Annotated in this window: 13 protein-coding genes; 2 read left to right on the top strand and 11 right to left on the bottom strand. The window is 63.6% G+C overall.

All coding sequences use genetic code 11. The features are described 5' to 3' along the window. On the bottom strand, positions 1-957 hold the full coding sequence (locus R2N11_RS08485) for a protein-L-isoaspartate(D-aspartate) O-methyltransferase (RefSeq protein WP_316680791.1): 957 nt from the start codon (positions 955-957) through the stop codon (positions 1-3). A gap of 15 nt (positions 958-972) precedes the next feature. Beyond that, complete coding sequence (gene surE / locus R2N11_RS08490) at positions 973-1,728, bottom strand: 5'/3'-nucleotidase SurE (protein WP_199033190.1); 756 nt, start codon at positions 1,726-1,728, stop codon at positions 973-975. A gap of 223 nt (positions 1,729-1,951) precedes the next feature. On the opposite strand from surE, the gene R2N11_RS08495 reads away from it, so the two are divergent. After that, the gene (locus R2N11_RS08495) at positions 1,952-2,926 is read left to right on the top strand and encodes an NADPH:quinone oxidoreductase family protein (RefSeq protein ID WP_199033188.1); all 975 of its coding nucleotides are present in this window, start codon (positions 1,952-1,954) and stop codon (positions 2,924-2,926) included. 78 nt (positions 2,927-3,004) lie between these two features. Here the strand turns inward: R2N11_RS08495 and R2N11_RS08500 are convergent, their stop codons facing one another. The 7 genes from R2N11_RS08500 to R2N11_RS08530 form a co-directional block, all read right to left on the bottom strand. After that, positions 3,005-4,111 (bottom strand): alkene reductase, encoded by a 1,107-nt coding sequence (locus R2N11_RS08500; protein ID WP_316680792.1) that lies wholly within the window; start codon positions 4,109-4,111, stop codon positions 3,005-3,007. Positions 4,112-4,219: 108 nt separating this feature from the next. Further along, positions 4,220-4,849, bottom strand: coding sequence for a TetR/AcrR family transcriptional regulator (locus R2N11_RS08505; RefSeq protein ID WP_199033160.1), 630 nt, complete (start codon positions 4,847-4,849; stop codon positions 4,220-4,222). A 92-nt stretch (positions 4,850-4,941) separates the two neighbouring features. Continuing rightward, a complete protein-coding gene (locus R2N11_RS08510) occupies positions 4,942-5,733 on the bottom strand; it encodes an ABC transporter permease (RefSeq protein WP_316680793.1) in 792 nt (263 codons plus the stop codon). A 23-nt stretch (positions 5,734-5,756) separates the two neighbouring features. After that, a complete protein-coding gene (locus tag R2N11_RS08515; protein ID WP_048934269.1) occupies positions 5,757-6,569 on the bottom strand; it encodes an ABC transporter ATP-binding protein in 813 nt (270 codons plus the stop codon). A 73-nt stretch (positions 6,570-6,642) separates the two neighbouring features. Continuing rightward, the gene (locus R2N11_RS08520; protein WP_316680794.1) at positions 6,643-7,692 is read right to left on the bottom strand and encodes an ABC transporter substrate-binding protein; all 1,050 of its coding nucleotides are present in this window, start codon (positions 7,690-7,692) and stop codon (positions 6,643-6,645) included. 98 nt (positions 7,693-7,790) lie between these two features. Beyond that, entirely contained in the window at positions 7,791-8,999 is a 1,209-nt protein-coding gene (locus R2N11_RS08525; RefSeq protein WP_316680795.1) for a CaiB/BaiF CoA transferase family protein, read from the bottom strand. A gap of 22 nt (positions 9,000-9,021) precedes the next feature. Further along, positions 9,022-9,936, bottom strand: a complete 915-nt coding sequence (locus tag R2N11_RS08530; protein WP_316680796.1) for a LysR substrate-binding domain-containing protein — start codon at positions 9,934-9,936, stop codon at positions 9,022-9,024. 160 nt (positions 9,937-10,096) lie between these two features. Here R2N11_RS08530 and R2N11_RS08535 point away from each other — a divergent pair, with 160 nt between their 5' ends. Beyond that, positions 10,097-11,494: a carbohydrate porin gene (locus tag R2N11_RS08535; RefSeq protein ID WP_430715421.1), complete on the top strand. Its 1,398-nt coding sequence runs from the start codon at positions 10,097-10,099 to the stop codon at positions 11,492-11,494. 15 nt (positions 11,495-11,509) lie between these two features. Here the strand turns inward: R2N11_RS08535 and recR are convergent, their stop codons facing one another. Continuing rightward, positions 11,510-12,133 (bottom strand): recombination mediator RecR, encoded by a 624-nt coding sequence (gene recR, locus R2N11_RS08540; protein ID WP_199027031.1) that lies wholly within the window; start codon positions 12,131-12,133, stop codon positions 11,510-11,512. Further along, entirely contained in the window at positions 12,130-12,429 is a 300-nt protein-coding gene (locus R2N11_RS08545) for an antibiotic biosynthesis monooxygenase family protein (RefSeq protein WP_199027033.1), read from the bottom strand. The genes recR and R2N11_RS08545 overlap by 4 nt, the downstream gene beginning before the upstream one ends. Between the last annotated feature and the right edge of the window lie 16 nt (positions 12,430-12,445).

A 12,445-nucleotide genomic window follows, 5' to 3' on the forward strand; every position in this document is an offset into this window, starting at 1 on the left:
CTAAACAGTTCCTGATTTTAAAGGGACAAAGAAAACGCCTTCAAGCGCGGTACTGTGAAACTGGAAGCGGCTGCGACGCTCGATCAGCACCAACTGCTGCGCGGGGCCCGAGCCACTGCTATTGCGGTCCGTCGCCACCGGGGCAATCAGGCGCCCGCCAACGGCAAGCTGATCGAGCAGCGCCTGCGGCACCTCCATCCCGGCAGCGGCCAGGATGATGGCGTCGAACGGCGCCGCCTTCGGCAACCCCAGCATGCCGTCACCGTAGTGCAGCCGGATGTTTGGCACGCGGAGTGGCCGCAAGTTCGCTTTGGCTTTCTCATGCAGCGGACGGATGCGTTCGATCGAATACACCTCGTCGGCCACTTGCGACAGCACAGCGGCCTGGTAGCCGCAGCCAGTTCCAATTTCGAGCACGCGCGCAAGCGGCAAGCTTTGCGCACGCGCGGGACGCTCGCGCAGCAGCAACTCGATCATCCGGCCGACCACCGAAGGCTTCGAGATCGTTTGCTGATGACCAATTGGCAGCGCGGAATCCTCATAGGCCTGCGAGGCCAGACCAGCATCAACGAACAGATGGCGTGGCACCGTGCCAATCGCAGCCAGCACGCGCTTGTCGCTCACGCCCGCGGCTTGCACGCGGTCAACCAATGCCTGGCGTGCGCGATCCGATGCCATACCACCTGCCGCCGCATGCGCAGCGGCCGTGCGCGCCTGTACGGCACTCGCCGCAATGGCACCGACCGCAGCATCAACGCCCGCTACCCGCTGCGGAGCGGGAGCTGGCGCCGACGCAGGCTGCACGCGCTCGACCGACGCCGCGCGCGCCGGTGTCGGGCGGGAGACGGCGCTCACACCGGACGAGATGCGCGTCTCGCGCTGGCGCTCCAACGGCTTGCGCTCGACCACCGCGTCAAGCGTCAGAGGAAAGCGCCGGCCGCGCGAATGTTCAGACATGGGCCACCGTGGCGATCATGGCGTCTGCCAGCGGCGCACGGTGCGCAGTTGCGCCGTGTCGGTCAGATCGAGCTGCAACGGCGTCAACGAAACAAAGCCGTGCGCGACTGCATGGAAATCGGTGCCTTCGCTGGCGTCCTTGGCATCGCCGGCGGCGCCGACCCAGAAAATCGGTTCGCCGCGCGGGTTGGCTTGGCGGATCACCGGTTGCGACTGGTGCCGCTTGCCCAGGCGGGTGGCACGCCAGCCACCGAGTTCGCTGTACGGCAGATTCGGAATGTTCACATTGAGGAGCATCTGCCCCTCGAGCGGATCGGACAGGTAGCGCTCGACCACCTCGCGGACGACGCGCTCTGCAGCATCCAGGTGCGTCCAGCCTTTATCAACCTGCGAAAACGCAATCGACGGAATGCCGAACAGATAGCCCTCGATAGCGGCAGCAACGGTGCCGGAATACAGCACGTCCTCGCCCATGTTCTGCCCCTGGTTGATACCGGAGACGACCAGGTCGGGCTTCTCCTCAATCATGCCGGTCAGGGCGATATGGACGCAGTCCGTCGGGGTGCCGTTGACGAAGCGGAACCCCTTCTGGGAACCGTCCGTTGCTTCAAACACCGACAGCGGACGCTGGAGCGTGAGCGAGTTGGATGCACCGCTGTGGTTCTGCTCCGGCGCCACCACCGTTACGCGGCCCAGGGGACTGAGCGCACGGTGCAGCGCGGCGAGACCCGGCGCGAGGTATCCGTCGTCGTTGGCGATAAGAATATGCATGGCGCGGATTGTAACCGAGCAATGCGCACGAATCGTGCTCACGCGCGCCTGGTGCACGCCTATAAAAACCGATCAATATATCGGCCAACCGATTGCTCGATGAGCGCCTCGCGATCAAATCGAACGACCGTGCTTTTATTCGGTTAAACTGCCAGACGAGATCGCACACAAAGCATGCGAGACACGCGAACCATCCAACGCAAGACCGATCAGGAGACACACCATGAAAGCCGTCGTCTGCAAGACCTGGGGCCCGCCCGAATCGCTGGTGATTGAAACGCTGCCGGACCTCTCGCCGGGCGCCGGCGAAGTCGTCATCGACGTAAAGGCCGCGGGGGTGAATTTTCCCGACGTGCTGATCATCCAGAACAAATACCAGTTCAAGCCGGAGTTGCCTTTCACGCCGGGCTCGGAAGTGGCGGGCGTGGTCAACGCAGTGGGCGAAGGTGTGTCGCACGTGAAAGCGGGCGACCATGTGATCGCGTTCCTTGGTCAGGGCGCGTTTGCCTCGCAGGTGAAGGCATCGGCCAAGGTGGTGATGCCGATGCCGCCGGGCATGGCGTTTGATACGGCGGCAGCATTCACCCTCACCTACGGAACCTCGCACCACGCGGTGGTCGATCGCGGCCAACTGAAGGCCGGTGAAACGATGCTGGTACTGGGTGCGGCGGGTGGCGTGGGACTGGCAGCCATCGAAATCGGCAAGGCAATCGGCGCGCGCGTGATTGCCGCCGCGTCAAGCGATGAAAAGCTCGCCGTCTGCAAGGAGCACGGCGCCGATGCGCTGATCAACTACTCGGCCGAAGACCTGCGCGAGCGCATCAAAGAACTGACCGACGGCAAGGGCCCAGACGTGATCTATGACCCGGTCGGCGGCATTTATGCAGAGCCGGCGTTCCGCTCGATCGCCTGGCGTGGCCGCTATCTGGTGGTGGGCTTTGCCAACGGCGAAATCCCCAAGATGCCGCTGAACCTGGCGCTGCTCAAGGGTGCGTCGTTGGTGGGCGTGTTCTGGGGTGAGTTCGCACGCCGCGAGCCGAAGGCCAATCTCGCCAACATGATGCAGATGATTGGCTGGATGAAAGAAGGCAAGATTCGTCCGCATATTTCAGCGCGCTACCCGCTGGAGCAAACCACGCAAGCGCTGCTCGACATGGCGGCACGCAAGGTGACGGGCAAGGTGGTGATTCAACCCTGAACGTTACCCGCACGCCAAACAAAAAAGCCGCGCTAGGCAATTGCCAGCGCGGCTTTTTGTTGGGAGGGCGCGTACCGATCAGGCCGCTTCTTCCAGCGTCGGATAGTCGGTGTAGCCCTTTTCCTGACCGCCATAGTAGGTCGTGCGATCCGGCTTGTTGAGCACCGCGCCGGCGCGGAAGCGCGCCACCAGATCCGGGTTGGCGATGAACGGACGACCAAAGGCCACGGCATCGGCCAGACCCGACGCCACCATCTGCTCGCCCTCTTCCGCGCTGTATTGGCCGCAGACGATCAGCGTACCCTTGAAGGCATCGCGCAGTTGGCGGCGGAACTCGCCGGACAACTCAGGACCACCCGCCCAATCCGGCTCGGCGATGTGCAGATAGGCGATGCCGCGCTTGGTCAGTTCACGCGCAAGATACAGCGCGCTGGCTTCGGCTTCGGCATCTGCGATGTCGTGGGCAACAAAATGCGGCGACAAGCGAATGCCAACGCGATCCGCGCCGATTTCTGCAATGGCCGTGTCGACGACTTCCAGAATCAGGCGCGCACGGTTTTCCAGCGAGCCGCCGTACTGGTCAGTACGTTGATTGCTATTGGTGGAAAGGAACTGGTGCAGCAGGTAACCGTTGGCGGCATGGATCTCGACAAAATCGAAGCCAGCACGCCGTGCACGCAGCACGGCCTGACGGTACTGCGCAATGATGCCCGGGATTTCCTCCGTGGCCAGCGCGCGCGGCTCACTGGTGGGCTCGTTGCCCGGCGTGCCGTCAGGGTGCACGACAAAGCTCTGCGCACCCTTGGCGACGATGGCGGACGGCGCGACCGGCGCCTGACCGTTTTCTTGCAGCAGCGTGTTCGAGATGCGGCCCACGTGCCAGAGCTGCTGCGAAATGCGGCCACCCTTGGCGTGCACGGCATCCACCACGGCCTTCCAGCCGGCTTCCTGTGCGTCGGTGTACATGCCCGGCGTCCAGGCGTAACCCTGGCCCTGGCGGGAAATTTGCGTGGCTTCCGTCACGATCAGGCCAGCCGTCGCACGCTGCGCGTAGTAGGTCACGTTCAGCTCCGTCGGCACGTCGCCGGGCTGACCGGCGCGCGAACGCGTGAGCGGTGCCATGACGACGCGGTTGGCGAGGGTCGTACGACCGACCTGGACAGGCGACAACAGTTGTTGGGTCATATCAGCTCCAAAAAGAGAGAATACTTATTACTATTCGACCGGTCATCTAGAACCGGAGTCAAAGAAAAGGCGAGGAACATGCCTCGCCGGCAATGGATTCGGTTGCGATCAATGTTTCGGCATGGCCAGCAGGATTTCGGTTTGCGCCACGCAGCTCCGGAACGCCGCAACCGTCCGGTGCGCCTTGGCCAGCAGCGCGCCGCCCATCCACATCGCATACAGACCTTCGGCCAGATGGCGTGCGTCGCTCACGGGTGCGAGCGAACCATCGGCGACGCCCGTCTCGATCACGTCGGCAATGCGATCCACCATGCGCGTCATCCCTGTCGACAGCACCTTGCGCATCGGCTCCGACAAGTCCGACACCTCCCCCGACAGCTTGACGGCCAGGCAGGTGACTTCGCACGCGCTGCGCTCGTGCAGGTCAATCCAGGCGGTGAAGTAGCGCAGCAACCGCTCGCGTGCAGTCAGGCGGGAGTCGTTGAACAGGCTGACGACACCGGCGTCGTAGTCTTGGAAGTAGCGCTCCAGCATGGCAACGCCAAAGTCTTCCTTTGACCCAAAGTAGTAATAGAACGAGCCTTTGGGCACCTGCGCACGGCCGAGGATTTCCGCCAACCCGACGGCCGAGAAGCCGCGCCCGAGGATCAGCTCGGCGCCGGCGTCCAGAATGCGGTCGCGGGTGTCGTGCCGGGCTTCGGTGCCTTCAGCGGTGACGGGTTCGGGGTGCTTGCTCATGGTGGATTGGATTGTAGTAGACCGACCGTCTAGTTGCATGCCCCCGCAGTGAGCAGGGTCGATGTGACGATTAGTCGCTCGGAATTTTTCGCTTACAGCTTCTCAGTCTCGCCGGTCTTGGGCTGCCAGCGCATCAAACGCTTCTCTACCAGACCGACCAACCAATCGAGCACCAGCGCAAACACTGTCAGCACGACAATGCCGGCAAACACGGTATTGATGTCGAACGTGCCCTCAGCCTGCAGGATCAAGTAACCGACGCCGCGCGCAGATCCGAGGTATTCGCCCACCACCGCCCCCACAAACGCCAGACCCACTGACGTATGCAGCGACGAGAACACCCAGCTTGTCGCGCTCGGCAGATAGACGAAGCGCAACAGCTGCCGCTGCGAGGCCCCCAGCATGCGCGCATTGGACAGCACCACGGGGCTCACCTCCTTCACGCCCTGGTAGACGTTGAAGAACACGATGAAGAACACCAGCGTGACCGCCAGCGCGACCTTCGACCAGATCCCCAGGCCGAACCACACACCAAAGATGGGCGCCAGGATCACGCGCGGCATCGAGTTGGCGGCCTTGATGTACGGATCGAGCACCGCAGACACCGCGGGGCTCAGCGCCAGCCACAGCCCGGCACCCAGGCCGGTGGCCGTCCCGATGACGAAAGCCAGCACGGTTTCAGCCAGCGTCACGCCAAGGTGCTGGTAGATGTCGCCTTCAGACACAAACCACGCCCAGATGCGCTGGGCGACGATGAGCGGTTCACCGAAGAAGAACGCGACATCTTGCGAGCGCGTGGCGAAGTGCCACCCGGCCAGCGTGACGACGAGGAGACCAAGCTGCCAGGCGCGCAGCGTGAACGAAGAGAGCGGACGATTAGCCATGAGAGAGATCGATCGAATTCGGTTCAGGCCACGCGGCGATGCTGCGCGTAACCCTTCAGCACTTCTTCACGCAGCACATCCCAAATGCGTGAATGCAAATCGACAAAGCCGGCCTGGTCGCGAATCTCGGCCACATCGCGCGGGCGTGGCAGGTCGATCACGAACTCCCCGATCGGGTGCGTGCCCGGCCCTGCGGATAGCACAACCACGCGGTCGCTCATGGCAATGGCCTCATCCAGGTCGTGTGTGATGAACAGCACGGCCTTGCGTTTGGCGGCCCAGAGGTCGAGCACCTCGTTCTCCATCAACTGGCGCGTCTGGATGTCCAGCGCAGAGAACGGCTCGTCCATGAGGATGATGTCGGGGTCGAGCACCAACGTTTGCGCCAAACTCACGCGCTTGCGCATGCCGCCAGAGAGCTGATGCGGATAGCGATCTTCAAATCCGGCCAGGCCTACGCGCGTCAGCCACGACATCGCCAGTTCGCGCGCCTCCTTGTCAGGCGTGCCGCGAAATTCCAGCCCGGCCAGCACGTTGTCCAGTGCGCTGCGCCACGGCATCAGCGCCTCGGCCTGGAACATGTAGCCAGCGCGGCGGTTGATGCCGACCAGCGGCTCGCCAAACACACGCACCTGACCTGACGATGGCTGCAACAGCCCTGCCGCCAAATTCAACAAGGTGGATTTGCCACAGCCGGTCGGGCCTACCACCGAGACGAACTCGCCGGCCTGGATATCCAGCGTCGTGTTCTGTACGGCCGTGTAGCGCTGGCCCGGTTTGTCAGGTGAAAGGAAGGTACAGGTGATCTGGTCGAACGAAAGCGCGGGCGTTGTCATGGTGTCTGCCTGATGGCTACCAAGAAAGCAATGCGCCCGGTTAGACCGGGCGCAGGGTGAAAGTCTGCTGGACTTAGTGGTACTTGGCGTTGGCCTTCTGCACGAAGGTGTTGGTGAAGGTCTGGTCCAGCTTGATCTGCTTGCCCTTCACTTCCGCGTCGAACTCCGACAGCGTACGCAGCGCCGTGGTCGGGCCGTCGGCGGGCATTGCGCCGTCCGGCGAGATGGCCTCGCGCACCTTATCCCAAGCAGCCAGATACAGCGCGCGATCCCCCAACAGATAGGCTTCAGGAACGGTCTTGACGATGTCCGACGGGCCCGCCTTCTGCAGCCACTTCAGCGCACGCACCATGGCGTTGGTCAGCGCCTGCGTCGTGTTCGGATTCTTCTGGATGAACGCGGTCGACGCATACAGGCAGCCCGCAGGCATGTTGCCGCCAAAGACAGCCTTGGTATCGGCCAGCGTGCGGGTGTCGGAAACGACGCGCACTTCGTTCTTCTGCGTGAGCATCGACATGACCGGGTCCAGATTGGCCAGCGCGTCGATCTGCCCCGCGCGGATGGCGGCAATGGCACCGTTGCTCGGGCCCACACCAATGATCGACACCTCATTCGGCTTGATGCCAGCGCGTGCCAGCACGTAGTTGACCATGATGTTGGTCGACGAACCCGGGGCCGTCACGCCGATCTTCTTGCCCTTCAAGTCAGCGATCGACTTGTAGTTGGGCATCGTCTTGTTGTTGACCGCCAGCACGATCTGCGGGGCGCGGCCTTGCAGCACGAACTCCTGGTACATCTGGCCCTTGGCCTGGAGCACCAGCGTGTGTTCGTAGGCGCCGCTCACCACATCAGCGCTACCGCCCACCACAGCCTGCAGTGCCTTGGCACCACCAGCAAAGTCGACGATCTCGACATCCAACCCTTCGTCCTTGAAGTAACCCAGGCGCTCGGCAATCGTCAGCGGCAGGTAGTAGAACAACGCCTTGCCACCCACGGCGATGGTCACCTTGCTCTTCTCAGGCTTGCCCTGTGCCAACACGGCGGGGCTGGCTGCCAGCAGGCTCGTCGCGCATAGCGCTGCGCCCATCCATTTTGCCCAGCGGCTGATGCCTCGTGTCCCCATGCTTGTCTCCTGAGTGCTTTGTTCTGCAGCGTTCACTGCCTTGGCGGCGATATTACCGCAACGATTTGCCATACAACATGCGGGATGGTCCTAGCCCCTTAGCCTGCCGCTTCGGCAATCACGCCTTGTGCGGCCAGCGCATCGATCTGCGCGTCGGTCAAGCCATGGCTGCGCAGCACGTCGCGCGTGTGCTGACCCAGGCGCGGAGCGCTGGCCTGTACCGCACCGGGCGTGCCGGAAAGCTTGGGTACCACGCCCGGCATCTCCACATCGATGCCTGATTGCGCACGCACGGTCTCGATGACACCGCGCGCGCGGTAATGCGGGTCGGCAGCAATATCGGCGATGGTGTAGATCGGACCGCTAGGCACCTCGGCCTCTTGCAGCGCAGCCAGAACCTCCGCTATGGGAAGCGCACCCGTCCACGCGTTGATGGCGGCATCGATCTCATCCACGCGGGCGGCGCGGCCATCGTTGCGCGCAAGACCTGGATCATCGGCCAGGTCCGGCCGGCCCATGCGCTGCATCAGGCGGCGGAAGATGTTGTCACCGTTCGCGGCAATCAAGACGTATTCGCCGCCCGCGCAGCGGTACGCGTTGGATGGCGCAATGCCCGGCAATGCCCCGCCGGCCGGCCGGCGAATGGCGCCGAATACCGAGTATTCCGGCAGCAGACTCTCCGTCAGGTTGAAGACCGACTCATACAACGCCACGTCGATCACCTGCCCCTTGCCGCCGCGCGCATCGCGTTCATACAGCGCGAGCAGCACGCCCAGCGCGCCGTGCAACCCGGCAATCGTGTCGCCCAACGACAGACCCGCACGCGCAGGCGGGCGCCCCGGCTCACCGGTCAGGTAGCGCAAGCCGGCCATCGCCTCGGCAATCGCTGCAAACCCCGGCTCGTCGCGCTTGGGGCCGGTCTGACCATAGCCCGATACGCGCAGCATGATGAGCTTTGGGTTGATGGCCGACAGCGCCTCGTACGACAGGCCCCACTTCTCCATCGTGCCAGGGCGGAAATTTTCGATGAGCACATCGGCCTCGGCGGCCAGCTTGCGCACGACCTCTTGGCCCTCGGGCACACGCAAATCCACGCAAACAGACTGCTTGTTGCGCGACTGCGCCTCCCACCAGACCGAGGTGCCCTCATGCAGCATCCGCCATTTGCGTAGCGGATCCCCCTGCCCCGGTGGCTCGATCTTGATGACCTGCGCACCGAAATCGGCAAGCGTCTTGGCGGCAAACGGCCCGGCAATCAATTGCCCGAGCTCAAGCACACGGATGTTCTGCAAAACCTGTGTCGGCATGGTCGTATAGAGAACGTTGAATTCAGAGTGCGGCGGGATTGCCGAGCAGATGCGTCATCAGCAGGCGCGCAGAACTGGTGAGTGCATCCGGGTCGCGCACGCCCACCAGCAGGCGCCGATGCGCCCACTCGTCTTGCAGCGAGACCAGCGCGAGACCTGCGCCCGGCAAGCTCGACACGTGCCCCTGTGCGGCAATACGCGGCAGCACCCCCACACCCAGGCCCGAGGCCACCATGCGGCAGACCGCCTCGAAGCTGCGCACCTGGATGCGTAAGCGCAGCGGCTTGCTCAGGCGCTGACTCTCCTCCAACAGTTGCGCTGCCAGCGATGTACCGGGCGGCAGGCTGACGAAATCGAACTCCACCGCATCGGCAAAACTCACCTGCTTGCGGCCTGCCAGCGGGTGGCTGCGCGGTGTGACAAGGGCGAGATCGTCCTCGCGGTAATCGAACGATTGCAGCCCATCGCATGGCGTGCCGGCAGCGAAGATACCAAGGTCTGCGCGGTTCTCACGCAGTGCGGCGACGATATCGCCGCTGTCCTGCTCCTCCAGCGCGATGCGGATGGCCGGATTGGCCAGCATGAAAGCAGCCAGATCATCGGCCAGGAACTGCGTAATCGACGAGGTATTGGCCCACACGCGCACCAGCCCGCGTGTGCCGGCAGCAAAGTCCGACAGCGCGCCGGCCATACGTTCGACGTCCTGCAGGATGCCGACGGCATGGCGAAAGCATGCCTGGCCAGCTTCGGTCAGTTCCACCCCGGCGGCATGGCGATACAGCAGCGGTGCGCCCACAGCGGCTTCGAGGTCGGAAATCCGCTTGCTTGCCGCAGCCACCGCTAGGTGTGATTGCCGCGCCCCGGCAGAAATGCTGCCCAGCCGGGCCACCGCCACAAACAGGCCGAGGGTGACGAGATCGAAGCGGGCAAGGTTCATCGTAGAGGCCATCCGGCGGATTTGGAGAAATGCGACAGGTTCGTGCAAACGGTCCAGTTTTCACCGGTTGGTCATAGCACGGCGTTTACTATCGCCGGGTTTTTGCCTATTCCGAGCGCACAACCCTGGAATTCTAGCGGCTGCCCTCTCTGTTGCGCCCATGCCATCGTCGTCTCTTCGCCTCGCATCCCGTTTTCTTTCCCACCGCGCCAAGCGCGCCGGCACCGCCCGGCAGGCCCTCATGGCCGTCATGCTGGCACTGGGCCTGCAGGGGATTGCCCTGGCAGCGGACGCCGACACGCCCAACACGGACATCCCCGAGCCAGAACGCTGGAACATTCACGGGCAGGTCACCAATGTGACGCAGTGGCACCCATCGTTCCACTCGCCATACAGCGGCACCAACAGCCTGACGGCCGACAATAACAACAAGGAAACGACCGACGTCACGCTCTACCTGGGCCTGCGCCTGTGGAAGGGCGCCGAGCTGTATGCAAACCCGGAAATCGACCAGGGTTTCGGCTTGAGCAATACCGTGGGCCTGGCGGGCTTCTCCAGTGCCGAGGCCTACAAGGTCGGCAAGAATGCCCCCTATCACAAGCTGCCCCGGCTATTCCTGCGGCAAGTGATCGACCTGGGAGGCGAACAACAGGCCATTGAGTCGGGGCCCAACCAGCTCGCGGGCAGCCACTCCGCCAATAACCTGACCATCACGGTTGGCAAGTTCTCGGTGGTCGACATCTTCGACACGAACACCTATGCGCACGATCCGCGCGGCGACTTCCTGAACTGGGCTGTGGTCGACGCCGGCGCATTCGACTACGCCGCCGACGCCTGGGGTTACACGCACGGTCTGGCGGTGGAATGGACGCAGTCGTGGTGGACGCTGCGCGGCGGCCTCTTCGCGCTGTCGAAGGAGCCCAACAGCGTCACGATCGACACGACGTGGAAGCAGTATCAGTGGGTGGGCGAGTTCGAGGCGCGCCAAAACTGGTTCGGCCGGCCTGGCAAGGTCAAGCTGCTCGCCTTTGCGACACGGGGCAAGATGGGCGGCTATGGCGATGCGGTGAACCTCGCCCAGCAGACCGGCAACACGCCGGACACCGGCCTCGTGCGGCGACTCGCCTGGCGCCCTGGTATCGCGTTGAACATCGAGCAGGAAGTCACCGACAACCTGGGCATCTTTGCCCGCGCCAGCATGAACGACGGCAGCAAGGAGACGTTCGAATTCACCGACATCAACCAGTCGGTATCGGCCGGGCTCTCGCTCAAGGGCACGCACTGGGGACGCCCGAACGACACGTTTGGCGCGGCTGTGGTGGTGAATGGCCTGTCAGGCGCGGCACGCCAATACTTTGCAGCCGGCGGCATGGGCGTGCTGATCGGCGACGGCGCGCTGAACTACGGCACCGAGCGCATTGCCGAGCTGTACTACAACGTAGCCGTCATCAAGCACCTGACGCTGGGCCTGAACTATCAGTACGTCGTCCACCCCGCATACAACCGTGATCGCGGCCCGGTATCCATCGTGGGTGCACGCATCCACGCCGAGTTCTAGAAACGCTTTGGAAGATCAGAGCTGGCGCCGATCCAGCACCGCGCGGGCGATGGTGCCCGCATCGACATACTCCAGTTCGCCGCCCACCGGCACACCGCGTGCCAGGCGCGTTGCCTTGATGCCGCGCGCCTTGAGCATCTCGCCGATGTAGTGTGCGGTGGCCTCACCCTCGCTGGTGAAGTTGGTCGCGAGGATGACCTCGGCGCACGGCCCACCCAGCGCAGGATCGGTCGCGCGGGCCAGCAGGCGTTCGAGGTGAATTTCCTTGGGGCCGATGTTGTCCAGCGGCGAGAGCCGCCCCATCAGCACGAAATACTGCCCGCGATACGTGAGCGTCTGCTCGATCATCATCTGATCAGCGGGCGTTTCCACCACGCACAGCACGGACGCATCACGGCGCGAGTCCAGGCAGGTTTCGCAGACTTCCTGCTCGGTAAAGGTGTTGCAGCGGCTACAGTGTTGGATCGATTCGGTGGCTTCGCTCAGCGCTTGCGCCAGACGTTCGGCACCATCGCGATCATGCTGCAACAGGTAGTACGCCATGCGCTGCGCAGACTTGGGGCCCACGCCCGGCAGCACGCGCAGGGCCTCGACCAACATCTGCAGCGCCGATGGCGTGCCCTGGCCGCTACGCGTCATGCCTGCTCCCAAACCAGCGTGTGGTGCAGCACTTCCGGCATCGGATCGTAGAAGTGATGCAACAGTGCGCGCCAGCGCTGATACTCAGCCGACTGCCGGAAACCAACGGTGTGGTCTTCCAGCGTCTGCCATTGCACCAGCAGCAGATAATCGCTAGGCGCCTCCACACAGCGAGACAGCGTCAGCGAAATAAAGCCCTGCATCGCACCGATGATGTGGCGGGCCTCGCCAAAAGCCGCCTCGAAGGCGGCTTCCTGGCCAGGCTTGACGTGCAGTAGCGCAGATTCCAGCACCATGGCGCGATCCCGATCG

The organism is Ralstonia flaminis (assembly GCF_958415495.1).
GTDB classification, from domain to species: domain Bacteria; phylum Pseudomonadota; class Gammaproteobacteria; order Burkholderiales; family Burkholderiaceae; genus Ralstonia; species Ralstonia flaminis.

What these genes read in the sequence shown, in the direction of transcription:
- recR (WP_199027031.1), bottom strand. Translation starts at nt 12,133, where the DNA reads ATGACGCGTAGCGGCCAGGGCACGCCATCGGCGCTGCAGATGTTGGTC.
- R2N11_RS08525 (WP_316680795.1), bottom strand. Translation starts at nt 8,999, where the DNA reads ATGCCGACACAGGTTTTGCAGAACATCCGTGTGCTTGAGCTCGGGCAA.
- R2N11_RS08510 (WP_316680793.1), bottom strand. Translation starts at nt 5,733, where the DNA reads ATGGCTAATCGTCCGCTCTCTTCGTTCACGCTGCGCGCCTGGCAGCTT.
- R2N11_RS08485 (WP_316680791.1), bottom strand. Translation starts at nt 957, where the DNA reads ATGTCTGAACATTCGCGCGGCCGGCGCTTTCCTCTGACGCTTGACGCG.
- R2N11_RS08530 (WP_316680796.1), bottom strand. Translation starts at nt 9,936, where the DNA reads ATGAACCTTGCCCGCTTCGATCTCGTCACCCTCGGCCTGTTTGTGGCG.
- R2N11_RS08535 (WP_430715421.1), top strand. Translation starts at nt 10,097, where the DNA reads ATGCCATCGTCGTCTCTTCGCCTCGCATCCCGTTTTCTTTCCCACCGC.
- surE (WP_199033190.1), bottom strand. Translation starts at nt 1,728, where the DNA reads ATGCATATTCTTATCGCCAACGACGACGGATACCTCGCGCCGGGTCTC.
- R2N11_RS08495 (WP_199033188.1), top strand. Translation starts at nt 1,952, where the DNA reads ATGAAAGCCGTCGTCTGCAAGACCTGGGGCCCGCCCGAATCGCTGGTG.
- R2N11_RS08545 (WP_199027033.1), bottom strand. Translation starts at nt 12,429, where the DNA reads ATGGTGCTGGAATCTGCGCTACTGCACGTCAAGCCTGGCCAGGAAGCC.
- R2N11_RS08520 (WP_316680794.1), bottom strand. Translation starts at nt 7,692, where the DNA reads ATGGGGACACGAGGCATCAGCCGCTGGGCAAAATGGATGGGCGCAGCG.
- R2N11_RS08500 (WP_316680792.1), bottom strand. Translation starts at nt 4,111, where the DNA reads ATGACCCAACAACTGTTGTCGCCTGTCCAGGTCGGTCGTACGACCCTC.
- R2N11_RS08505 (WP_199033160.1), bottom strand. Translation starts at nt 4,849, where the DNA reads ATGAGCAAGCACCCCGAACCCGTCACCGCTGAAGGCACCGAAGCCCGG.
- R2N11_RS08515 (WP_048934269.1), bottom strand. Translation starts at nt 6,569, where the DNA reads ATGACAACGCCCGCGCTTTCGTTCGACCAGATCACCTGTACCTTCCTT.